Below are 24,873 nucleotides of genomic sequence, written 5' to 3'. Positions count from 1 at the left end.
TTAGCCAAAAGTTTAAATTTATCTCTAATTTAACAAATCTGCTCATAGCTTACATTAAATGTATCAATATGTAACACATGTTACAAGATATTACTTGTTAATTCCTCATTAATGTTTGTTAAGAAACATGGCACAAAATTTAACACATTAATGGATAAGAAGCATTAAAAACACAATACAATGAAAAATAGTGGAATGTTATATGGTTGTGCATTAGGAATAGTTTTTGGTGTTGTCTTTAATCATATTGTATGGGGTATGATTATTGGTATTGGAAGTGCTATAGACCTTACGAATTATTCCCGTAAATCAAAGCGTAATGAATAAACAACTGCCAAATTAGTTAATGAACAATCTTCAAATATTGTTCATTAACTAAAAAGGGATAAACTGCCTTTTTTATTTCTACTTTGCCCCTGGTAACACGGCTGCTGGTATTACCCCATATACGTTATAAAAGTAAAAAATCGTTGTTAAAATAAAGCCTAACAACGATTTTTTATATTTATCCATATATTGACAGATAGTCTGCAGTAATAGCAGCAATGCTGTTATTACCCCGAGTACTATGATTACTACGTATTTTTATAGTGTAGTTAATTGCGCAGATGCTCCCTCAACCAAAAAAAACTACAATGAGTTTTTGCGAATTTACACAAAACTCATTATAGTATCTTTTTTTATTGATTTCTAAGTCACTACTCTCCCTGTTTATATACAATTGTAGTTTTATGACTTATAAAATCATATGGGAAAACAGCTAGTCCACCATTTCTGTCTAAATCTAGGCCATTGTTAAAGTAACATCTCCATACAAATTGTGAACAATAGAATTTATCAGTTGTAGTTTTATTGAATAAATCATAATTAAAAGGTGTATTTATTTTGGTATGTCCATATTCAATGGCACCTTTAATAGTTTCTTCATTAGTCTTTGGACGTAGAATAAGAATTTTTTTATATCTAGTTCTCCAATCATTTTCACGGTTTTGAACACCGTCTGGGAATACTTCAAGAACTTTTGTTGGATCGGAATCTACCATAGCAGCATGGGTAGTAATTGAGCCCATCGTAATTGCATTAATATCAGTATTGTCATCATCAAATACTGCTATTAATATGTCGCCAGGTTTTCCAATAGATTTTCCTGTAGAATTATACAAGTCCATATCCTTGTCTACTTTTAAATTATCCCAATTTTCATCTATTTTTATTTGAAATTGTAAAGTATCTACTATTTCTTTTTCAATTCCATCAGATATGTTTAAACTCTTTTTTACATCATCAATAGTAATTTGGGCATCTGGTTTGGTTATAGTATAACCAGAGTTAACAGATCTGATTGGTAAAGTGAGCGCATCTACACTTGAATAGTTGATATTAGCAGATATTAACACTGCACTAAGTAAAGATAAAATTAATCTTTTTTTCATAATAAAATCCTCCTATAAAATAAATATATTTAATTTACATATTAAAATTAATGTTTATATATAAGTTGAATTTTTCATACACTTGTCCTATTAAATTATGTAAATAGACTTGATTTTTTATTTATTAAATTAAGTATTTCATCAACCCCCTTTTTATACCCCCCTGCTTCTCTGAGCGATTTCCCAATCTTTTTACTGTTTATTTTAAAATTGTTATCTGAAAGAATCATAATTACTGACTGCTTCAATACCTCTGGAGTAACCTTATCTTTTTCAATAACAATACCTGCACCTAATTCAGCTACTCTATTAGCTACAGCAGGCTGATCAATAAATTGAGGAATAAGAATCAATGGAACATCATAATACAAACCCTCATTTGTACTGTTCATGCCGCCATGGGTAATGAACACATCTGCATGTTTTAAAATTTCAAGCTGAGGTACATAATTACGAATAATAAAATTTGATGGAATAGATTTAAATATATTAATATCTATGTTTTTACCTACAGACATAATAATCTTTGCATCCATATCATCAAAAGCTTTAAAGCAATTTTCATAAAACTCAATAGAATTGTTAAATACAGTACCTAAAGATATATAAATAACTTTCTTCTTATCATTAGTTTCCAAAGGAAAGTTTGTATCTTCCTTTCTATCTGATATTGATGGGCCAATGAATTTATAGCTTTCATCAAAACTTCCACCACAAAGTTGAAAATACTTAGAAGTATATACAATACTAATTATGCCTTTTCCAAAAATTGCATCAGAAGCACTAGGACACTTTATACTATACTTTTCTTGTAAATATTCAACAAAGTTTATATATTCCGAACTATTTAGAATTTCCTGTATCTTAGGTTCAATTTTATTTAATAGTGATGATAAACAATTTGTTCTTTCATTTGCTGCAAAAGTAGTAATAGAACAAATTGCAGGTATTTTTAATACTCTTCCTACTTCATTACCTAGGATAAATACTGAATCATAAATAATGTAATCAAATTTTTCCTTTGAATTAAATAAAATTTCCATTATTTTTTTAAAGATATCAATGAATTTTAACAACGACTCACTATTTTGTAAATTTGTTATATCAATTGAATTATTATAGCCTTTAAATTTAGCTCCTGTCTTTTCTATTTTATCTCTAAACTCTTCACCGGCAATATAAGTAACCTGTTCTCCTCTATTCATTAATTCATTAATGAGACCTATAGTAGGGTTAACGTGTCCATGACCGCACATATTTATAAATAATATTTTTTTCATTTAAGATCCCCCTTATTTATACAAAAACCACACCATATTATACCATATTATTCTATAAATGAGCAAATTTAATTCAATAAATTATTATTAGGGGTAGTAGTGGGAGCATCCGTGTCATATACTGAAAAGTAGATACCATTAATTGGATTAAGGAATATGAATCAAATTAATAGATAACAAAACCGGTAATGATGTTGAAAATTTCCATCAAGTTACCGGTTTTTACACGTATCTCGGTATCTACCCTAATTAAGCTAATACATGGTATTTTTAGTTCGCCATCTTCAAATTAAACGAAGTAAATATTGTAGAGATTGTAACTACGGTATAAAAATAGTCTTGAAGACTCTAAATTTCATTTATTTCAATAAAAAAACTCATGTTAGCAAAATGTTAGCAAACACCCAAAAATAAAAAACTCAAGGCTTCCAGTAAACTCACTGGAAGCCTTATAAATTCTAATTTGGTGCGGATAACAGGACTCGAACCTGCATGGTTTCCCACTAATACCTGAAACTAGCGCGTCTGCCAATTCCGCCATATCCGCAACTTACTTTTATATTATATCACAATTTATATTTTTGTAAACTGCACTATCACTCATTTCTAATTGTTCTAAAATGGTGTTCTTGATGTAATATTTGCATTTTAAAGTGCTTTCAGTCAATATTAGAAAATCTACTTCTTTGTTCCCCTTCTTATCACCTGATCAACAGCATTATATGTATCGTTAGCTATCATATCCTGTGAAATCATCTGTCCATTTTGGTATGTCTGTAAAAATACTTTTACTCTATGGCCTTCTGAAGGATTTTGGTCAATTCTTGTAGTTCCTGCTGGCAAAGTAGGGTCATCAATATAAGATACCTTTGGCTGAATAGTTTCATAAACATTATTTACCACCTTATAAGTTTTACTAGTCAAGCTATTGTCTGAATATATATTGAAGGTTTCTATTCCATTATCTGAATTTCCTTCAATGTATATTGGGAAATCTAAAGTGTTTTTAAATTGATAGTCTAAATTGCCATAATCTACGGTAGCGTCAAATCCTAAAGGTACATAGGCAGAAGGTATAGTATGATGTAATCTGTCAGTTGCTTTTATCCCAGCTTGTAATACTGCATTATAAAGTGTAGTAGAAACCTGACATATTCCTCCACCAAGTCCCATTCCAGTAGAGTATCCAATATCTACTGGTGCAGCTTGATACCCTTTTGCTGCCGTTCTTTCACCTACCACTCCATTAAAGCTAAAGGATTCTCCTGGCATGAGAACCAGGCCATTTATAGCTTTTGTGGCAAGCTGAATATTAATTGCTCTTCCCGGACTTGATATAGGCCCATAGCTTGTATTAAATGTAGATACTAATGTATTAATCTTTTGAAGCTTTTCCTTAGACCTAGCTGCTTTTACAGTTTCTACAGTAGCTTGTACATTTGTATCTGAAGTAATGGTTCCACCTATAGCATCTATGGCTGCTGTTATTTTATTTTTGAGTTCAGCATCATTTAATTTATATCCATCTGTATCTGGTGTAATTTGAAATCCCGAACCAGATTTAGTAATAGTAGCATTAACAGCATCCTTATTGACATCTTTCTTTATATTATTTACAAATTCATCTAAGGGCTTTTTATCATAAGTAAAAGAAAGTTTAATATCCTTTTGCTGAGGCTTTTTTATAAGCTTATACTTATCATAAATACTAAGATTTCTCCCATAATTGAAAGCTTCTGCTGTAACCTTATCTATATTATACCTGGCGTCTAATTTAGAATAAGAAATGCTATAATTCTTTCCCTGTGCTTGTACATTTACCTTCTTGTCTCCAACTACAGCCTGGTATTTATCAGAAACCATTTTTTTAGCTTCATCTACACTTTTACCAGAAACATCTACATCCTGAATCTTTACTCCTGGATAAATAATATTGTCGAAGCTTTTAACCTTTGAATAAACATTATATGCTGGTATTGAAATACCCATAATTACTATAATAGCACAGGCAATGCCTATAATAATTATATTTTTTTTCTTCATAAACAATCTCCTCGTCTTTCACACTATATGCTATTTATTATACTATAAAATAGTAGCTATTTATACATTGTACCTTATTTACAAAATATTAAATTTTTCTTACATATAGAATAAGATCATTAACTTTTATTAAAACTAAAGTAGACATATTTAAGTTCAAAAAAATTATATATTATGATAAAATTATGTGAAAGGAAGTGATATGATGTATAATGCTGACAAAATCAAATATTATCTTAATAATATTCTTGCTATCCCCAGTCCAAGTGGTTTTACTTGTAATATAATGGACTATATAAAGGAAGAATTACATTTATTAAATGTGTTTTATTATACCACAAATAAGGGCTCAGTTGTGGCAAAAATAGATGGTAAAAAGAAAGACTATATAAAAACCTTTTCCTGTCATGTGGACACTTTGGGTGCCATGGTCAAAGAAATTAAAGCTAAAGGAACTCTCTCTCTATCTCCTATAGGTGGCTTTATGATGAATTCAATTGAAGGTGAAAATTGTACAGTTGAAACTCTGGAAGGTAAAAGTTTTAGTGGTACTATACAAACTATAAAACCATCAGTCCATATCCATAGTGATGCAAAAGATTTAAAGAGAGATCCCTCCAATATGGAAATAGTGCTGGATGAAAAGGTTAATACAAATGAAGATGTAGAAAACTTAGGTATAGACATAGGTGACTTCATTACCTTTGATCCTAGAATAAAATTTACCGATAGCGGATTTATAAAAAGTAGGCATTTAGATGATAAAGCAAGTACTGCTATATTACTTTATGCCATAAAATATATTACGGAAAACAATATAAAACTTCCTCATACTGTTAATTTTTTGTTTACCAATTATGAGGAGGTGGGCCATGGCGGTTCCCGTATTCCTGAAGATACAAAAGAGTTTATTGCAGTGGATATGGGTGCACCGGGTACCGGCCAGAATTCTTCTGAATACAGTGTTTGTATTTGCGCAAAAGATTCTTCTGGTCCCTATGATTTAGAACTTAGAAAAAAGCTTACCAATATATGCAAAAGCAAAAATATATCCTACAAAACAGATATTTATCCTAACTATGGTTCCGATGCTTCTGCAGCCTTAAGAGCTGGCTGGGACATAAAAACTGCTCTCATAGGCACTGGTGTTTATGCATCTCACGGTTATGAGAGAACACATATTGATGGTATATTATCTACATTGGATTTAATAATTAATTATTGTACAGAGTGCGGAGAACCAACTTAACTTTGATAAATCTTAATTCTCCTTACAAGATTTTCAAAACAAAAATCATCTCAATACTTAGTTAGATGAACATACTTTTCCAAACTCAAATATAAAAGACTACTGTAACACACCCTTAACTAAATGCTATAGTAGTCTTTCTATTAATTTCATTCTGAACAGTAGCTATATATATTAAAAATAAATAATAATACTTATACAAAAAACTTATTGATGATGTCTATTAAATCTTTTATATCTAACCCTAAATTTATCGATATTTTTAAAGAATACTTCTGTAATATATGGATCAAAATGCTTACCTGTATCTTGAGCTATAATTTCTATGGAATCCTCAAAAGAAAATGCCTTTTTATATGGTCTTTTACTTGTTAATGCATCAAATACATCTGCTATAGAAACTATTCTTGCGCTAAGTGGAATTTCTTCACCGTTTCTCCCATAAGGATAGCCTGTACCATTCCACCATTCATGATGTCCCTCTGCTATTTCGATGGCCATTTTAAATACACTTCTACCTTTTTTCATCAGATTTTCATCTGCCAGTCTTAATACTTTTCCACCATAAGTAGTATGAGTTTTCATTATTTTAAATTCTTCTTCAGTTAATTTACCAGGCTTTAGCAATATGTCATCCCTTATAGCTACCTTTCCTATATCATGAAGGGGACTAAATCTTTCTATGGAATTTATATAAGTCATATCAATTGTATCCTTATATTTGTCCTCCTTAGATAAATATTCAGCTAACATTCTCGAATAAATTTTCATTCTATCCAAATGTTCTCCTGTTTCTGGATCTCTTTCTTCTGTTAGTACTGCCAGAGCTAAAGTCGAGCTTACAACCATATCTTCAATTAAAATATCTTCTTCAAGACTTAACATAATACTATTAGCAACTATTTTAAGAAATTCTATATGTTCTTTTTTGTATATGTTTTTTTGGTTACTGGAAAAAAATATTATTCCTATAGGCTTATCATTATTTATTAGCGGAAAAGTTATTGAGGACTTTATACCTTCTTCCAATAATATTTTATTGTATTCACGTATATTTTTTCCCTTCACATATTCCTCTAAATCATTTATAAGCCTTGCTTTTTTGTCTTTTAATATTTTGTGAAGGCTTGTACTAATAATTTTTGCCTTTATACCTAACATTCTTTTAGATAGATTTTCATGTTCTTTTCCTGCTGAAGCGTAAGAAGCTTTTATAAACTGACCATCATCTTCAATAAGTGCTACTCCTATATATGTATAGGGAACATATTCTTGAAAAGAATTAAAAATTTTATCCAATATATCTTTAAAAGGTAAATTTTTGCTCAAATCTTCAATTATATTAATTAAGCTTTTCAACTTATCAAATACAGTCTGCACCTCATAAAATACAGGTTTTAATTCCTCTCTCTTAAATTTAGGTATGGCTACATTAAGATCATTAATTCCTATATTAGTCATTCCCCTGTAAAATTGATTCATAGGTAGGAATAGATTTATATATGTATTTGTCATAAATACAGCTAATATTATTAATATTAATATTCCAACGGCAGTTAGAATATTTATGTAAACCTGTGTTTTATTATTGTCATATTCTTTAATTAAATTTGCCATTTTTTCATTATAATCTAAAAGCATCTGATTATTTTCGTTTATATATCTTGTAGCTTTCAATAATTCCGTAAGATTACTTTTGTTATTAAAAACTATATTTATACTTTCATAATATTGCGGCCAAATTTTATCATGCCTAATAAAGATATTATTTAAATTATCATTATGCATTCCCTTAAAACTTACTATAGCATTATCTTGAACTATGTATCCCTGTTTTATAAGGTTATACTGTTTAATATAACTATTCTCTGCCTGTTTTAAATCTTCTAAAGTTTCATTTACCTTATTTTGTAATGATTCCTTCGATTCGCCATTACCGTTGTATACTTGCAGTAAAGATTCTATTTCAAAAACTCTATTGGAATCCTTTGCCATAATCTGCGTCAATGTTATTTGCTCTGAAAGTGAATTAGAAAGAATGGTACCTTGATGATTTCTATGTATATTCACCATTAGTAAAGAGAAAAAAACGATTATTGCTGAAGTAAGTAATATAACAATTATTGCAAGCTGCTCTCTGTAAAGCCTTAGAATAGATTTATTTTTCTGTGTGTACATATTTTTTACCCTCTCTATGAAATAATACTAGGTTAAATTACTAAGGCTATCACTTATTTTACTACCAACCTCCAGAAGATCCGCCGCCGCCAGAATCTCCACCTCCAAAACCACCGAAGTCACTTCCACCAGAAGATCCTCCACTTGAACCACCGAATCCACCGAAGCCTCCGCCCCCGAATCCGCCAAAGCCTCCGCCACCAAACCCGCTTCCACCCCTTGGTCCCTTTCTAAAAGACCTAAAGATTAAAATTATAAAAATCAAAATTATAAAGGCAGCTGGTATTAAGCTTACTATCCCTTTGGTATTTTTATCACCATTTTCATTTACTTTTATGTGTGAATTCTTTTCTAGTTTTACATTATAAGATTTTGCTATATCATCCGCAAATACAGAATAAGCATCTTTTATACCCTGATTAAAATTTCCAGTTGAAAACTTAGGTGCAGCCACAGAATCCATAATTCTTGCAGAATAAATGTCAGTTATAGTGCCCTCTAGTCCTTTTCCTACTTCCACTCTCCATTTTTTATCTTTCATGGAAATGAGTATAAGCAAACCATTATTTTTGTCCTTTTGACCTATACCCCATTCTCTGAAAAGTCCATTAGCATAACTCTCTATATCCCTGCCATCTAATGAATTAATTATAACCACCACTGACTGGGCACCGGTTTTATTCTCAAGTTCATTTCCTACAGATACAATATACTGCTTTGTACTATCATCCATTATACCAGCGTAGTCATTTACATATTTAAGACTTGTAGGTGAAAGAGTTTGTGTTTGTGCTTTTATATTCAACACTGGTACTATAATTACTAATATTAATATCATCAATATTAATATCAATTTACCTTTAATTTTATTCATAATAATCCCTACTTTGTAAAATCAACTTTAGGTACCTGAGAAGCTCCTGCATCAGCTTTATAATAAGGTTTAGAAGTAAATCCAAAAATTCTAGCTACAATATTGCTTGGAAACTTCACTATAGATGTATTATAATCATTTACAGCATTATTATAATCCTGCCTTGCTACAGAAATTCTATTTTCGCTGCCTTCAAGAGCTACGGATAAATCTCTAAAATTCTGGTTAGACTTTAAATCCGGATAATTTTCTACTATAACTAGAAGTCTTGACAATGATTGAGATAGTTGATTATCTGCATCTGCTTTTTCCTGTATTCCCTGAGCACTACCGAGCTTCACTCTTGCGTTGGCGATATCAGTAAAAATATTTTTTTCCTGAGAAGCATATCCTTTTACTGTAGCCACAAGATTAGGAATTAAATCAGATCTTCTCTGCAGCTGAGTATCTATATTTGAAGATGAACTAATCACCTTTTGATTCAAAGCCGCCATAGAATTGTATGTACTTATAATTGGCACAATAATAATTAATGCAATTACTATGATGATTATTATTGTTTTTAAAGTTTTACTCATATAATTACCGTTGACAGAATATTATAAAAATTCATTTCTTATTTATTAAGAGGTATTTTAGCTAGTAAGATTTTTTATGTATTATTTTGCACATACATACAACACCTACTTACAAACCAATTAAAATAAGAGGTCAACCTTTTCCTTTCTCAATATTTATGAAATTTACTTTTAATTTTATGTGTTCCCATACAAATAAATACAATAAATTTATATCCTTCAAAAATATATTCTAAAATAGAGTTCCATTATAACCCCAATCATTAATTTCATGGAAAATCACATATGTACTTTCTCCATCAATATTAAGTTCATCCCTTAATAAATTGCAAATAGCACCAGTAAGCTTTTCTTTGCTTTCTCTACTTGCACTTCCGCATATCTGTACTTCTACAACTGCTGCTTTTTCTTTTTTTTGACCCTTGAAATATAAAGTCTTATTATCATTAAATCCTACAAACAGCCAATCCTCACTTTTGCCAGGTAAAATGCTTATAAGTTCCCCTAATTTCTCTTTTATTGTATTTTTCTTTTCCTCTGTAAGTTTCATTGTTAAATTTGAGTTAATATAAGGCATCCCAACACTCTCCTACTAAGTTTATATTAAAATTTCTTTTTTACCACTTATTTAAATTTTTCTAATTAAATTATACCATGATATTAATAAAATTACATTTAATTATTTATTTTATATAGTTTCACATGCTAATTGAACTTTTAGCAAAAATAGATCAATTGTCCACTTCTTATAAAGTAGCTTCTTAGTTATATTTAAAAATTTAGTTTGAAGAATTACAAATTTTATTTAATTTCTGAAGTACAATTTTATAACCAGCTTTTATAAAATTATTACTTATTAATTCTTCATAACTAATTTCATTATCTATGTCTAAATTTAGAATTATACTCATATTTTTCCCATAAAGCTTTTCTAGGAATATTTCAAAATCTATTTTTACAGAATCATAGCCTCTATTATTTTTATAATCTAAATTTTTTATATCATAATTTATCTTTTCAATAATTCCATATAATTGATATAAATAGCTCATTTCTTTTAAATTAAAATCATCCGTAAGAAATGCAATTGCTTTAGAATATTGAGTATTCACTGGTATATAAATTGGATATTTGTCATTTTCATTACTATTAATATTTCTTATTGACCTTATACTTTGAAATATAGCTGTACATATATCTAGCTGCAGTATATTTGCATATTGGCAGGTGTTTTTTTTCCTTATATTTTCTTCTAACCTTCTGCTTTCATTAAATATTTCATTTTGAACCTTTGTACTTTTATTAGTAGTACTTTTAGCTATGAGATAACTGCATATGGCACCTATAAGGGTTCCGATTATGATTGCAGTAGCCGAGATCATTTCTCTAAAAAAAGTTTTTGTCATATCATTCCACTCCCTTTGCTGCAAGATAAAAATATATTTAATTGTTAATTTTTATATTTTCTTCATTTTTTCAATTATTATGCAAATATAAAATAAAAGCTTTAATACTGAAGTTAACTGCATTGTCAGTATTAAAGCTTTTATTATAACAAGTTCTAAAAACATCAATAAATTCTTCATAAATTTATTATTATAATTCTATTTTAGATTAATAATTTGTCTCATAAAATTCAAATTATCCTCAATACACTCAATTATGTATGGATCAAACATAATAGCTTTGTTAATTAATACTTCTTTCATGCAAATCTGAAAATCCATTGCTTTTCTATAAGGTCTATTAGAGGTCATTGCATCAATAGAATCACATATAGCTATTATCCTTGCACCTAATGGAATATCTGTTCGAATAAGTCCATTTGGATATCCTTTCCCATCCCATCTTTCATGATGATATAATACCATTTTTGCTATATGTTTTAATTTTTTTGACTTACTCAAAATATTATATCCTATTTTAGGATGCATTTTTATATACTCCCATTCGTATGGTAATAATTTCCCCTGTTTATTCAATACCTTATCCGGTACACCTATTTTCCCAATGTCATGAAGATGTGCAGCTATATGAATATTTTCAATATCTACTCCTTTTAGACCAATTTTTTTAGATAATTCATAGGACAAAAAAGCTACTCTTTCAGAGTGACCACTTGTATAAATATCCTTAGCTTCAAGAGCTGTTACTAAGCTTTCAATAATATCATGATATATAGTCTTTTCCTTAGTTCTAAATAGAACTTCGCTTATCATTTCCTATGTCCTCAATGCACTTTTGAATAGTTTTCTCCATACACGTCCACGAACGTTTACTAAAGGCAATTCTTACATCACACTTTCTAGATTGCTCCTTTATAGTTTGTGAAAGCTTGTGTCCTACATAATCTACAAAAACTAAAACTAAATCTGTCTTTTCAGGAATTTTTATCTTCTTGTCACTCTTCTTCCTGCCACTAACATGCTCTATATTCTTAAATCCCTTCTCCGTTAATTTTTCCTTTATATTATCTAGTTTGTCTCCCCCAACAAGTAAAATACTCATAAAATTTTCCTCCTATTATTTTAATTCAACAAAACATCCCTTATTGATTTCAATTTATGTATTGATATCGATTCTCATTTTCATTTTAATATAGATTTTACCACTTGTAAATATATTATTCCCATATATACATTTTTTTATTACTTTAATTGTAATTTTGTAGTAAAAATTTTATATGAATTGACTTAATATTATATCTATGCTAGTATCAAATTAAATTGAATATTTGTATTTTCGGTTGGACGAATAATTTATTTGTTTTCAAGAGATTATGACTTTTGGGGTGGAAAGTTTCAATACTTACCGCTTTTTTTGTCGTTATTTTAAATTTATTTTACCTTTAATCTAAAAATCATATTGCAATAAACTAATTATTTTAATATTTATTACAAATGACTATTGATTTAGGTATATTGTAATTATCTATTATCAGTTAAATGTCTAATTGAAACTTATATACTAAAAATAATTTAAATTATTAAATAAGGAGGTCATCATGGAAATAACCTTATTAAACATTGCTTTAATATTAGTATTCACAAAAATAGGAGGGCTAATAAGCAAAAAATTTAAAATGCCTGAAGTTCTTGGAGCTTTAGTAGCTGGTGTAGTTCTTGGACCAGTGATATTGAACATTGTACATTATGATGATAATATAAAGCTGCTTTCAGAGTTAGGAGTAATCATGTTAATGTTTCTTGCAGGCGTAGAAACAAATGTACAGGAATTTAAAAAATCAGGCTTATCTGCACTTATAATTGCACTAATGGGAATTATGGTTCCTTTAATTTTGGGTACATTATCTGCCTATATCTTTTTCAATAATTTATGGGAAAATATTACTATTGGGGTAATTTTAACAGCTACCAGTGTCAGTATAACAGTTCAAACCTTAACAGAACTTGGTAAATTAAATTCCAAGTCTGGAATTAATATTTTGGGAGCTGCGGTAATAGACGATGTACTTGGTCTTATTCTTATTTCTTTAGTACTTGTTTTAGCTCAAACAAATACTACAGCAGCTACCACATCTTCTACTGCCGTAATACTCTTGTTAACTTTTACAAAGATAATCCTATTCTGCATTGGTTCAATATTCGCAATAGCATATTTGCCAAAATATATAATTAGATTCTCCAAGGATATAAAACCAGGACGATCTGTACTTACATTTTCCATAGCCTTTGCCCTATTAATGGCCTTTATAGCTGAATCTTTGGGAATGGCTGCAATTACAGGAGCATATATATGCGGTCTTATTCTTTCATCGCTGCATTACAAGGAATATATAGAACGAAATTTAAAAGCCATTTCTTCAGGATTTTTATCTCTTATATTCTTTGCCAGCGTTGGTCTTGAAACAAATTTAAATGGATTGAATTTAAAAATAGTACTTATAACTATAGTAATGTTCATAGTGGCCGTAATAGGAAAAATAGCAGGCTGCGGTATTGCTGCCAGAATGTTAAAAATGAGTAAAAGCGAATCCCTGCAAATTGGAGTAGGTATGATTTCAAGAGGTGAAGTAGCTATAATAACTGCAAATATATGCCTTCAAAGAAAACTTATATCAGAGGAAGTATTTCTACCCACATTAATAGTAGTAATACTTACCACTATAATTACTCCTATTCTGTTGAAAATGGCATTTTCCCACAGAAATGAAAAATTAATTGAAAACAATAATATATAAATAACTATAAAAAACAGTGCTTTCTCTAATAGGCATTACTAAATTTTGAGACCGTATTGTTTCTTAAATCCATTAAGCTGTTATTTCCACATTATATGTTTTTTTTCTGATATTTTTTGTTCTTTAATATCACCTATTTCCATATCTGTATCAATTGACACTGAAGGTGTTTTAGAGTATACAAGAACTTGAGTTGGGTAAATACTTTCATGACCAACTATTATATAGCTTATTCCTATTGCTATAGCTGCATATATTCCAGCCTGATTTCCAAAAAGCTCCATGGCAATTATAATGGATGAAATAGGAACATTTGAGCAGGCAGCTAAAAAGGATGCCATGCCTATTGCGGAGTAAAAAGCTACATTTGAACCTGTAATTTGCGCCCAAGCATTTCCAAAGGAAGAGCCAATGAAAAGCATAGGTGTTAGAATTCCGCCACTTCCGCCAGAACCCAATGTAAAAGCAGTTACTAAAGCTTTATTTATAAATAAGAAATTGTTAAATTTTTCACCTGAAACAATTCTATTTATAGTTCCATCTCCTATTCCAAGTGACTGAAAAGAATTAAACATATAAATTGTTGCTATTATTAAAATACCACCTATAATTCCTCTCAATGGAGCATATATTTTGATTTTTTTAAAGCCTTTTTCAACATATTTAATTAATTTTATAAACAGTATAGCTAAAAATCCAATGGCAATACCAAAAACAAATACTTCTAAGAATGCAGTTACCTGATTATTGGGTACATATTTTATAGTAAAAATCAAAGGTTTATTTCCCATATATAGTCCAACATAGTAACTTACAAAAGAAGATATGAGTGAAGGAAGAAGAGCTATGTATGAAATTTTGCCTATGTATAAAACTTCACAAGCAAATATTGCAGCACCAACGGGAGCATTAAATACAGACACAAATCCAGCACTTATTCCGCATACCACAAGACGGCGCTTGTCCATTGCGTTCATTTTTGTTATCTGACCTATAAAAGATGAAATTGCACCACCTATTTGAGTGGCTGGGCCTTCAAGCCCAACTGAGCCACCGAAAATTATAGTTATAAATGTAGTTAAAAGTTTTACAGGAACTACAACTATATTCATATTTCCATTATTTTTATTTACACTTTCAATAGCTTTTTCTGTACCATGACCTTTTGCATCAGGTGCAAGTTTAAGTATTATAAAACTACTTAAGAAGAATGCCGCTGGAAGAAAAAAATAATAAAATTTAAACTTTGATGTAAAATCAGCACCAATCACTATAATTTTTATAAATAAGGTTGTAAAGGATCCTACTAATAAACCTATTAGTATAGATAAGAAAGTCCATTTTAGTGCACTTGCAATAAAAATGGATTCCTCTGTAGAAATTTTTTTTAAAGATCTCACAAAAGTCACCTCTTGATTTATTTTATCAATCTTGAGTATAGATTCCAATACTTCAATATTACTGATTAATTATAAGTGACTAAAATTTTCTTTATAATAATTACAATATTCACTTATGGGGCAAATTTCACACTGTGGCTTTCTCGCTTTACATATCTTTCTGCCGTGCCATATAAGATAATGGTGTGCATTACTCCATAATTTTTTTGGAATAACCTCTCTAAGTTCTTCTTCTACTTTAAGAGGATTGTCTCCTGAAGCAAAGCCTATCCTCTTAGATACTCTAAATACATGGGTATCTACTGCTATAGCGGGTATATTAAAAGCATTAGACATTACCACATTTGCAGTTTTTCTCCCTACTCCAGGTAATTTAATAAGCTCCTCCATGGTATTTGGAACCTGACCATTATAATTTAAAAGCAAAGCTCTAGATGTAGCCAAAATATTTTTACTCTTATTTCTATAGAAACCACAGGGTTTAATCTTTTCTTGAAGCTCTTCATCTGTGAGTTCCGCCATTTTTTCTGGAGTATTGTATTCATTAAATAATTTTTCAGTTACCATATTCACTCTTACATCTGTACATTGAGCAGATAAAATAGTTGAAATTAAAAGTTCATAGGGACTCTTAAAATTCAGTGCACATTTTGCTTCATTATAGACTTCACTTAGAATTTTTAAAGTACTATCAATATCTTTCTTCTTCAATTTATCACCAACTTTTATTTAGATATGCTAAAATAAACAATAATTCAAAGCCGCTATCTATACATTTTAACTGTTTAATTTGAACATTACTTATATACTCCTCTGTATTCCTCTGGCAAAAGCTCCGCAATTTTCTTCATTGCTTCATCTGCAGCTCTTTCCTCATATTCCTTTCTGCCTTCATCTTTATCTCTCTTTGACATTTCAAAAGGTTTTCCGATTTTTATATACACATCTGACTTGTGAAAGGTTTCATTATTCATGTCAGCATCTCTTCCTACAGGAAGAAGTTTTTCGGAACCGTACATTCCTATAGGTACAACCGTAGCCTTACTTAACTTTACAATTAAATTAAGTCCTCTTTTAGCTTTTATCATAGAACCTACTCTACTTCTAGTTCCCTCAGGAAACATCACTATATTTTCCCCACTTTTAAGTAATTTTATTATGTTTGATATTCCCTCTTTATCTGCAGTATTTGGTATTATAGTTGTATTTTTAACAGCTATTGTACCTAGATAAGTTAAAGCATCGCCCTTTAATTTTACACCTGCTACAAAGGTTGGATCCCATTCCTTCATAACTTTCCATAAAATAATTCCATCAGAATTACTCAAATGGTTACCTATAAAAAGAAATGGTCCCTTTGCTCCTTCTAAATTCTCTGTTCCCGATAAATGAATTTTTGCATGTTTATCTATAAGTCTCGACAAAAATTTAATAGCAAAAACTCTAACCACTCCAGTAGGAAGAAGCTCTATAAGTCTTAATAATTTTGGAGAAATAATCACTTAAATCCCGCCTTTCAATTAATAAATTATATATAATCCATAGATATACAAGCTATATGTAAATTATAAAATTAACTTTCAATTGTCTATTATATTATAATTTATTAAAATTTAAAAGTCTATTAAGGTATTCATTTATGTAAGGTGATATTATTTTCTGATTCTCTACCATTCTATTATTCTTATACAATAAAAAGTTTATAAGAGCATTCCTTTGAATTATATTCTTGCCTCTCCACCCGCAGGAAGACAATTTATATTTATCATTGAAGGTTTTATTATCCATACAAATAAGTTCATATAGATCAACCTTGCTCATAAACTCCAATGGTTGAAAATCTTCTATGCTTGAATATTCCACCTCATAATTAAAAGGACACACTATCTGACAAGTATCACAACCAAACAGCCTCCCATTAAATCTACTAAACCATTCATCTTCTATGTGTTTTTTCTGTGTAATATAAGATAGGCATATATTCGGATCATTAAAATCTCTATTTATAGATTTAGTAGGACATGCATTTATGCATCTTTCACACTCCCCACATTTGCTTTTAATTGATTTATCCGGCTCTATAGATAAATCTGTTATAATCTCTCCTAGAAAAACATAGGAACCATACTTTTCATTAATAAGCATATTGTTTTTACCTATAAAACCTACTCCACTTTTGTAGGCTATATATCTTTCTGGAAGAACATTACTGTCTACAAAATATTCTGATCTTCCCCCTATCGCTTCTATAAAATTACATACTTTTTCAAGATAGCTGGACACTACTTTATGATAATCTTTTCCTCTTGTATATGAAGAAAAATATACATCTTCTCTTTTATATTCATTAACTCTATAGGGAAATGCTATAGATATGATAGTCTTACCTTTCTCCATGTAAAAATTAGGATTTATTCTCTTATTTATATCTTTTTCTTCAAACTCATTTTGTAATTTCAAAGTTTTTCTCTTATTCAGATATATCTCTAATTCATAAAAAGTTTCGCATTTACAAAAACCTATTTCTGAAATACCTAGTTTTTTACAAAAATCTATAATATGACTTTTATTACTCATATATTTTTCTCCATTTATATTCTTGTTTTTTGCTCCATATTACTGAATCTTATTTACTACAAATTGATTTAGGCATATGAAAATAAATAGTAAATCAAAGATACGACGTATATTTTGAATATGCCTTATACTAAGAAAAAAACTGCCCCCTTAGCAGCAGTTTTGATTATCAATTAATTTACTTAACTTAATACATATAATCCTTCATATCAATTATATTTTTTTCTTCTACTATACTTTTTTCTTCTAGTCTGGGAGGAATTATTCTTGCTGGCACTCCAACAGCTGTACAGTTATCAGGTACATCCTTTAATACCACCGCATTAGCTCCTATTTTAACATTATTCCCAATATTCACAGGTCCTAATACCTTCGCCCCACTACCTATAAGAACATTATTTCCAACAGTAGGGTGTCTTTTTCCCTTGTGTTTACCTGTTCCCCCTAAAGTAACCCCATGATATAATACCACATTATCTCCTACTTCAGCAGTTTCACCAATTACAACTCCCATTCCATGATCTATAAATAGACCCCTTCCTATTTTTGCACCTGGATGAATTTCTATTCCAGTAAAAAATCTGGCTAACTGTGAAATTAATCTGGCTAAAAAGAACATTTTTGATTTATAAAAAAAATGAGATACCCTACTCCATAATATTGCATGTACACATGGATAAAGTAAAAATACTTCAATCCTATTTCTAGCAGCAGGATCATTTTCCATTATTTTGTCTAAATCGTATTTCAGATTATTAAACATTAACATCTCACCTCAAATAGATATATAATTGTTTTATATATCTTTATATAAAATAAAAAAACTCCACCCCATTATAGAGACGAAGTTCATAGCTCGTTATCCACTCTAAAAGCTACATATTCAAGCACATTATGCCCTAAAGCTATAACGGGCTTCACCGTTGTCTTTTACTAAAATTCAAAGACACTATTCCAAAGGGCACTTCTCTTAAACTTCCTTTAAGAACTTTTTCAGCTTCCAGTTCTCTCTCTGCAAATTCCATTTAAAATACTTTCCTTTTTCAACATATTTCCAAGTGTTTGAGTATGTTTTTATATACTTATTATATTCTATAATTATTTTTTGTCAACTGTATTTTGCAAATAAATGTATTTTTATGTACATATCAATGAATCAATCTTAGAACAGTTTGTTTTTTTCAATGAATTAGAAAATAAAAATCTAAGCTCAGTGAAGATATAAAATTCACTGAGCTTAGACTATTAAATATATTAGCTACAAAATCTATGAGCACCAATAATTTTAATTAGTGGTCTGGACCATATCCATTGGCTTGTAGATTTAGCTGGATTAAAATAATAAATTGCCCCTCCTGATGGATCCCAGCCGTTTAGAGCATCTCTTGCTGCATTAATAGAACTTTGTTCTATGTTAGCATTTATCTGACCATCTACCGTCGCTGTAAACGCCCCTGGCTGATATATCACTCCCGCAACAGTTGAAGGAAATCTTGAATCTCTTGTTCTATTGATAACTACTGCTCCTACTGCCACCTGACCTTCATAAGGCTCTCCTCTTGCCTCACCATTAATTAATCTTGCAAGAAGCATTAAATCCTGACTATTACCGGAATACTGTGCATTAGTAGACTGTGATGGGTTATTTATACCTAAAGCTGCCAAAGTACTATCTCCTACAATACCATCTGCCGTCAAACCATTTTTACTTTGAAAACTTTTTACAGATAAATAAGTATCATATCCAAATTTACCATCTACACTACCTTTATAGTAACCCCAATTTTTTAATTTAGTTTGAATTTGAGTTACTGCAGCGCCACTTGATCCATATTTATAGGAAATAACATTGACAGCGTTGCTATAGGGAGAAAAAATAATGGAAGTACTAAAATATGTAACTAGTAATACCGCTATTAGAGAAAATGTAATTTTTTTATTTTTTATAGTCTCCATATAATCATAGCTCTTAAGCAAAACTTATATATTTAAAATAAAACTTTAAATAAGTTTTACTAAGAGTATTCCTCCTTTTCATAAATTTTGTTACCATTTAATTTACTTTTACTCTTTTAAAAGATAATTCTATTTTTTACTTAATTATTGAAAAAAATACTTTTCTTTTAAAGGAAATTTTTTCTTTATCCTTTACTTATAGAAATATAAAATTCTTGATTTAAGAAAGTTGCCAACTAACTTGAAAGTTTCTGTTCATTAATCAGTGAAAGCTTTAACGTCGCTTCGCTGGTTAAAAGTGATAGACTTGGCTAAAGCCAAAAGTGAAGGGTATTTTTTCTCCGCTTTCGCTGCGATAAAATTTAAAATAAAAAATAATTAGCCTTTCATAATAATTAAACTTTTAGTTATAAAGCTTTTTCGCAGCACAGCGGAGAAAAAGCCTCCTTCACTATTCACTACGTGAATTCTTTCACTTTTAATCGAGGCGAAGCCAAGATTAAATCTTTCACCTTGACGCCCCAGCGGCAATCTTTCACTTTTTCACCGCGTCAGCCAGGTGAAAAGCTTTCACTTGTTAATGCTCAAAAATTACCATGTATTAGCTTAACTAACCTGATAGTTAGTTCGCCCTTTCTCACTATTGCATATTTATATTTATCTCATATTATGTTAATATTATTTATTAATCAATATTACACAATACTAGTTTTTTATATTATTAAAAAAATACATCAATAACTGTACAAAACTATTTAAAATTAGAAATACATTGAAATATTGAAAATAAGTTTAGGAGAAAATTAATGAAAGAAAACAATAGATTTTTACCCATATGTAAAAATGATTTAATAGAAAGAAGAATAGATCAACTTGATTTTATAATAATAACGGGAGATGCCTATGTAGACCATCCTTCCTTTGGCAGTGCTATAATTGGAAGAGTTCTTGAAAATGAAGGCTTTACTGCTGGAATAATAGCTCAGCCTGATTGGAGAAGTTCTAAGGATTTTATGAAGCTTGGGAAACCTAAATATGCTTTCTTTATAAACTCTGGAAATATAGATTCTATGGTTAATCATTATACTGCTGCAAAGAAAAAAAGACATGATGATTTCTATTCCCCCGGAGGCGAAAGTGGTCATAGACCAGACAGAGCGCTTATAGTATATTGCAATAGAGCTCGTGAGGCTTATAAAGATGTACCTATAGTTGTAGGCGGCATTGAAGCGAGCCTTAGAAGGTTTGCTCACTATGATTACTGGGAAGACAAAGTTAGAAGAAGTATACTCATTGATTCTAAAGCAGATTTATTAGCCTATGGCATGGGTGAAAAAACTACCGCTCAGATAGCAAATTTATGTAAATATGGCATGAATATAAAAGACATGAATGATATACGCGGCACGGAATACACCACTTCAGACATAAGTTCCTTAAAGGACTATGTAGAAACACCTTCCTATGAAGAGGTTTCTTCAGATAAAAAAGCCTATGGAAATGCCTATAAGCTTCAAGATATGGAACAGGATGCATTTAGAGGAAAAGCCATTGTTCAAAAGCATGGTGATAGATATATAGTACAAAATCCACCACAATATCCTTTATCAGAGGATGAAATGGATGTAGTATATAATCTTCCTTACACTAGAACCTACCACCCATGCTATGAAGATAAAGGTGGAATACCTGCTCTTACAGAGGTTAAATTTTCCATTACCAGTCACAGAGGTTGTTATGGCGGCTGTTCCTTCTGTGCTCTAACTTTTCATCAGGGTAGAACTATTCAGCATAGAAGCCAGACTTCTATTATTGATGAAGCTAAGGCTATGACAAATTACAGTGACTTTAAGGGCTATATTCATGATGTTGGTGGTCCTACTGCTAATTTTAGACATGTATCATGTAAAGAGCAGCTTGAGAGAGGTGTATGTAAAAATAAACAGTGTCTTTTCCCAAATCCCTGCAAAAACTTAAAAATTGATCACACTGAATATCTTAGCCTCTTAAGAAAGCTTAGATCACTACCAAAGGTAAAAAAGGTATTTATACGTTCTGGAATAAGATATGATTATCTCATACATGATAAAAACACACAATTCTTTGAGGAACTTTGCAAATATCACATAAGTGGTCAGCTAAAGGTTGCACCTGAACACATAAGTGATAAAGTTTTAAAGAAAATGGGAAAGCCCGGTAGAAATGTTTACGATAGCTTCGTAAAAAAATATTTTGATATAAATAATAGTTTGGGAATGAAACAATATCTTGTTCCTTATCTTATGTCAAGTCATCCAGGAAGTGACCTTAACGCTGCCATAGAACTTGCTTTATATATAAAGGAGATGAAATACGTGCCAGAACAGGTACAGGATTTTTATCCCACACCTGGAAGTTTTTCTACTACTATGTATTATACAGAAATGGATCCTTTTACAGATGAAAAGGTATATGTCCCTAAAACGCAGCATGAAAAAAACATGCAGAGAGCACTGCTGCAATTTGCTAAACCAGAAAATTATAAAATTGTTAAAGAAGCATTAGTAAAGGCTCATAGAGAAGATTTAATAGGCGGTGGTTCTAATTGCCTTATCCCATCGTTTCCAAGGGTAAAGGTAAACAAATCCACTAAAGCTAAAAATAGTAAGCAAAAAATTTCAGATAATGAAACAAAGCATTTTTCTAATAATAAAAACAATACAAAGATTAATAAACATAATTCCAAGAAGAGTAAATTAAAAACTAGAATAAACTAACAGTTTTAATTTATCTAGAAAGCATGTATTTGTATTCATATCTTCTCCTGCTTACAAATACATGCTTTTTAGTAAACCTGATTATAGTAAATTTCCATCCTAATAATTTCAATCTATCCGTGCAGTTATATATTTGCTATCTATCCTCTATAGGCGAGAGCTAGATAGCACATTAAAATGTTAGTTGCTCTTTGTAAACTGAAACAAATACAATAGAAAATAAATACACTTCTTCCATATAAATTCTATAGCTTATCATATTTTTCCTAATTATTTATGTTAATTTTAATGATTATCCTTGTTCCCTTTCCTTCCTCACTAATTACTTCTATATTTCCATTATGTCTATCCACAATCCATTTGGCAATAGATAGTCCAAGACCTGTTCCTCCTTTATCCTTAGACCTGGATTTATCAACAGTATAGAACCTATCAAATATTCTTTCTATTTCTTCCTTTGGTATTCCAATTCCAGTATCACTAATTGTCATTTCTATAGTTTTTTCTTCCATTACAGAGTTTAGAACTATATTGCCATTTTCGGGTGTAAACTTAATGCTGTTATCAATAAATATTCTAAGCATTTGTTTTATCATTTTATAATCAGCGACAATCTCTACCGCTTGATTTTTTTCACTTAATATATTATGAGTTTTATCTATAAGCCTACTTTCTTCAATTACCTCATCTATAAGTTTATTTAGAAAAAACCTAGTTTTATTCATCTCTAAAACGCCGCTATCACCTTTAGCAAGGAAAAGTAATTTTTCTATCATATCGGCCATAGTGGAGACTTCAAACTTAATAGCATAAATTGACTTTTCTAAAGCCTTTTTATCATTTTTACCCCACCTGTCAAGCAAATTTACATATCCACTGATTACTGCAATAGGAGTTCTTAATTCATGTGAGGCATCAGATACAAATTGAGTTTGCCTGTTAAAAGAATCCTGAAGTCTGTTTATCATATTATTAAAAGTAGCAGCGAGTCTTTTAAGCTCATCCTCCGGACCCTTCATATCTATTCTTTCATTTAAATTATTAATACTTATATTTTCAGCTGCTTTAGTAATATTATCTATAGGCTTCAGCATTTTTTTACTTATAATATATCCAATAATAATTGAAGAAACAATACCTATGAAATCTGATACTGCCATAAAGGAAAATAATATCTTCATAAAATCATATTCTCTACCCATATCTTTAATTATTTGCATATTTTTAATACCATAATTATTATTTTCAATTTTTACATTTTCATATATCAGATGTCTATCCTGTTCCTCTAAATGCATTATTTTGTCATAATCCTCATTAATCTTTACATTGTAATAATATCTCTCAGGAATACCTACTGTCTTTCCATCCTTTTCTGTAAGCTTTATATATAAATTTTCTCTGGATGGCAAATTTATCAATATTTTTTTATCTAGTGTATCGCTATTATCTTGCTGGTCTCTTATATCATTTAAAATTATATTTTTGACATCAACTACCTGCTTATTGGCCTGGGAATAAAAATAGTGTTTTATTCCATATAAAACTGAAGCATTTAATATAAGTAATATAAAGGAAAACATAAAAGCATAAATTATTGTTAATTTAACAGAAATTTTAGCTCCTCTAATAATATTAATTTTCATTAATTACATATCCTACCCCTCTAACAGTAGTAATAATTTTATTTTCAAAATCATCATCTATTTTGCTCCTCAAGTATCTTATAAAAACATCTACTACATTTGTGTCACCCTCATAATCGTAGCCCCATATTTTTTCAATTAGCTGCTCTCTGGTAAGAACTATATTTTTATTTATAAGTAAAGTTTCTAATAAATCATATTCCTTCTTTGTCAAATCAATTTTTTTACCATTTCTTAATACTTGATGTGTACTATTATTCATTACTATATCCTTAAATTTTATTTCATCATATTTACAGCTTGATGATATATTATTTCTCTCTATTACTCTTATTCTGGCTAATAGTTCCTCTATTGCAAAAGGCTTGGTCATATAATCATTTGCCCCAATATCTAGTCCTTTAACTTTATCACTTACATCACTTTTGGCTGTAAGCATTATAATGGGTATATTGTAGCTGCCTCTAACTTCTCTACAAACTTCCATTCCATTTAAACCAGGCAGCATTATATCAAGAATAATCAAATCATATCTGTTTTTCTCAATTTTTTTAAGTGCATCTATACCATCATGAGAAACATCCGCCTTATATCCCTCATGAGTTAATTCCATTTCAATAAACATAGCCATCTGTTTTTCATCTTCCACTATGAGTATCTTGAAAGCTTTCATATTTATCCTCTTTCTACTCCAAATATTTA

Annotated in this window: 23 protein-coding genes, 1 tRNA gene and 1 other annotated feature; of the genes, 4 read left to right on the top strand and 20 right to left on the bottom strand. The window is 30.0% G+C overall.

The genetic code is table 11. From position 1 onward, the window contains the following. Positions 1 to 180 precede the first annotated feature (180 nt). Complete coding sequence (locus tag CLOPA_RS24855; protein ID WP_155241874.1) at positions 181 to 327, top strand: hypothetical protein; 147 nt, start codon at positions 181 to 183, stop codon at positions 325 to 327. Positions 328 to 698: 371 nt separating this feature from the next. Here the strand turns inward: CLOPA_RS24855 and CLOPA_RS06140 are convergent, their stop codons facing one another. From CLOPA_RS06140 to CLOPA_RS06125, 4 genes are all read right to left on the bottom strand, one after another. After that, positions 699 to 1,433, bottom strand: a complete 735-nt coding sequence (locus tag CLOPA_RS06140) for a YiiX/YebB-like N1pC/P60 family cysteine hydrolase (RefSeq protein WP_015614601.1) — start codon at positions 1,431 to 1,433, stop codon at positions 699 to 701. A gap of 95 nt (positions 1,434 to 1,528) precedes the next feature. Next, positions 1,529 to 2,713, bottom strand: coding sequence for a macrolide family glycosyltransferase (locus CLOPA_RS06135; protein WP_015614600.1), 1,185 nt, complete (start codon positions 2,711 to 2,713; stop codon positions 1,529 to 1,531). A gap of 464 nt (positions 2,714 to 3,177) precedes the next feature. Continuing rightward, positions 3,178 to 3,260: transfer RNA gene (locus tag CLOPA_RS06130), tRNA-Leu, on the bottom strand. Between the two features lie 131 nt (positions 3,261 to 3,391). Continuing rightward, on the bottom strand, positions 3,392 to 4,756 hold the full coding sequence (locus CLOPA_RS06125) for a VanW family protein (RefSeq protein WP_015614599.1): 1,365 nt from the start codon (positions 4,754 to 4,756) through the stop codon (positions 3,392 to 3,394). Between the two features lie 205 nt (positions 4,757 to 4,961). Between CLOPA_RS06125 and CLOPA_RS06120 the strand changes: the two genes are divergently transcribed. Next, positions 4,962 to 6,005, top strand: a complete 1,044-nt coding sequence (locus CLOPA_RS06120) for a M42 family metallopeptidase (RefSeq protein WP_155241981.1) — start codon at positions 4,962 to 4,964, stop codon at positions 6,003 to 6,005. Between the two features lie 207 nt (positions 6,006 to 6,212). Here CLOPA_RS06120 and CLOPA_RS06115 read toward each other — a convergent pair whose 3' ends face one another. The 8 genes from CLOPA_RS06115 to CLOPA_RS06085 form a co-directional block, all read right to left on the bottom strand. Further along, entirely contained in the window at positions 6,213 to 8,183 is a 1,971-nt protein-coding gene (locus tag CLOPA_RS06115) for an HD domain-containing phosphohydrolase (protein ID WP_015614597.1), read from the bottom strand. Positions 8,184 to 8,244: 61 nt separating this feature from the next. Then, a complete protein-coding gene (locus CLOPA_RS06110; protein ID WP_015614596.1) occupies positions 8,245 to 9,057 on the bottom strand; it encodes a TPM domain-containing protein in 813 nt (270 codons plus the stop codon). A gap of 8 nt (positions 9,058 to 9,065) precedes the next feature. Then, positions 9,066 to 9,635, bottom strand: a complete 570-nt coding sequence (locus CLOPA_RS06105) for a LemA family protein (RefSeq protein WP_015614595.1) — start codon at positions 9,633 to 9,635, stop codon at positions 9,066 to 9,068. A gap of 232 nt (positions 9,636 to 9,867) precedes the next feature. Then, positions 9,868 to 10,212: a phenylpyruvate tautomerase MIF-related protein gene (locus tag CLOPA_RS06100; RefSeq protein ID WP_015614594.1), complete on the bottom strand. Its 345-nt coding sequence runs from the start codon at positions 10,210 to 10,212 to the stop codon at positions 9,868 to 9,870. A 202-nt stretch (positions 10,213 to 10,414) separates the two neighbouring features. Continuing rightward, entirely contained in the window at positions 10,415 to 11,041 is a 627-nt protein-coding gene (locus tag CLOPA_RS06095) for a hypothetical protein (protein WP_015614593.1), read from the bottom strand. A gap of 51 nt (positions 11,042 to 11,092) precedes the next feature. Continuing rightward, on the bottom strand, positions 11,093 to 11,221 hold the full coding sequence (locus CLOPA_RS26435; protein WP_278246037.1) for a hypothetical protein: 129 nt from the start codon (positions 11,219 to 11,221) through the stop codon (positions 11,093 to 11,095). Positions 11,222 to 11,239: 18 nt separating this feature from the next. Continuing rightward, positions 11,240 to 11,854 carry an HD-GYP domain-containing protein gene (locus CLOPA_RS06090; protein WP_015614592.1) on the bottom strand — a complete coding sequence of 205 codons (615 nt, stop codon included), beginning with the start codon at positions 11,852 to 11,854 and terminating at the stop codon, positions 11,240 to 11,242. Continuing rightward, the gene (locus CLOPA_RS06085) at positions 11,832 to 12,143 is read right to left on the bottom strand and encodes a DUF2325 domain-containing protein (protein ID WP_015614591.1); all 312 of its coding nucleotides are present in this window, start codon (positions 12,141 to 12,143) and stop codon (positions 11,832 to 11,834) included. Before CLOPA_RS06085 ends, CLOPA_RS06090 begins: the two co-directional genes overlap by 23 nt. 236 nt (positions 12,144 to 12,379) lie before the next feature. Next, positions 12,380 to 12,436 (top strand) — a sequence feature (sodium ion sensor (DUF1646 type); this cis-regulatory element may regulate processes involved in with the transportation of sodium ions). A 203-nt stretch (positions 12,437 to 12,639) separates the two neighbouring features. On the opposite strand from CLOPA_RS06085, the gene CLOPA_RS06080 reads away from it, so the two are divergent. Continuing rightward, positions 12,640 to 13,836 carry a cation:proton antiporter gene (locus CLOPA_RS06080; protein ID WP_015614590.1) on the top strand — a complete coding sequence of 399 codons (1,197 nt, stop codon included), beginning with the start codon at positions 12,640 to 12,642 and terminating at the stop codon, positions 13,834 to 13,836. 80 nt (positions 13,837 to 13,916) lie between these two features. Here CLOPA_RS06080 and CLOPA_RS06075 read toward each other — a convergent pair whose 3' ends face one another. The 6 genes from CLOPA_RS06075 to sleB all read right to left on the bottom strand — a co-directional run bounded on the left by CLOPA_RS06075 (position 13,917) and on the right by sleB (position 19,769). Then, a complete protein-coding gene (locus CLOPA_RS06075; RefSeq protein WP_015614589.1) occupies positions 13,917 to 15,236 on the bottom strand; it encodes a chloride channel protein in 1,320 nt (439 codons plus the stop codon). 69 nt (positions 15,237 to 15,305) lie between these two features. Further along, positions 15,306 to 15,947: an endonuclease III gene (gene nth, locus CLOPA_RS06070; RefSeq protein ID WP_015614588.1), complete on the bottom strand. Its 642-nt coding sequence runs from the start codon at positions 15,945 to 15,947 to the stop codon at positions 15,306 to 15,308. A gap of 86 nt (positions 15,948 to 16,033) precedes the next feature. Further along, a complete protein-coding gene (locus tag CLOPA_RS06065) occupies positions 16,034 to 16,738 on the bottom strand; it encodes a lysophospholipid acyltransferase family protein (RefSeq protein ID WP_015614587.1) in 705 nt (234 codons plus the stop codon). A gap of 94 nt (positions 16,739 to 16,832) precedes the next feature. After that, entirely contained in the window at positions 16,833 to 17,813 is a 981-nt protein-coding gene (gene queG, locus CLOPA_RS06060) for a tRNA epoxyqueuosine(34) reductase QueG (protein ID WP_015614586.1), read from the bottom strand. A 187-nt stretch (positions 17,814 to 18,000) separates the two neighbouring features. Next, the gene (gene epsC / locus CLOPA_RS06055; RefSeq protein ID WP_015614585.1) at positions 18,001 to 18,576 is read right to left on the bottom strand and encodes a serine O-acetyltransferase EpsC; all 576 of its coding nucleotides are present in this window, start codon (positions 18,574 to 18,576) and stop codon (positions 18,001 to 18,003) included. A 491-nt stretch (positions 18,577 to 19,067) separates the two neighbouring features. Continuing rightward, the gene (gene sleB, locus CLOPA_RS06050) at positions 19,068 to 19,769 is read right to left on the bottom strand and encodes a spore cortex-lytic enzyme (RefSeq protein WP_015614583.1); all 702 of its coding nucleotides are present in this window, start codon (positions 19,767 to 19,769) and stop codon (positions 19,068 to 19,070) included. Positions 19,770 to 20,575: 806 nt separating this feature from the next. Here sleB and CLOPA_RS06045 point away from each other — a divergent pair. After that, positions 20,576 to 22,525, top strand: a complete 1,950-nt coding sequence (locus CLOPA_RS06045) for a YgiQ family radical SAM protein (protein WP_015614582.1) — start codon at positions 20,576 to 20,578, stop codon at positions 22,523 to 22,525. A 266-nt stretch (positions 22,526 to 22,791) separates the two neighbouring features. Here CLOPA_RS06045 and CLOPA_RS06040 read toward each other — a convergent pair whose 3' ends face one another. Continuing rightward, complete coding sequence (locus CLOPA_RS06040; protein ID WP_015614581.1) at positions 22,792 to 24,171, bottom strand: sensor histidine kinase; 1,380 nt, start codon at positions 24,169 to 24,171, stop codon at positions 22,792 to 22,794. Beyond that, a complete protein-coding gene (locus CLOPA_RS06035) occupies positions 24,161 to 24,844 on the bottom strand; it encodes a response regulator transcription factor (RefSeq protein WP_015614580.1) in 684 nt (227 codons plus the stop codon). The genes CLOPA_RS06040 and CLOPA_RS06035 overlap by 11 nt, the downstream gene beginning before the upstream one ends. Between the last annotated feature and the right edge of the window lie 29 nt (positions 24,845 to 24,873).

It is taken from the genome of Clostridium pasteurianum BC1, assembly GCF_000389635.1.
GTDB lineage: Bacteria > Bacillota > Clostridia > Clostridiales > Clostridiaceae > Clostridium_I > Clostridium_I pasteurianum_A.
Note: the sequence above shows the minus strand (reverse complement) of the source record. Positions and strands in the feature narration are given on the sequence as shown.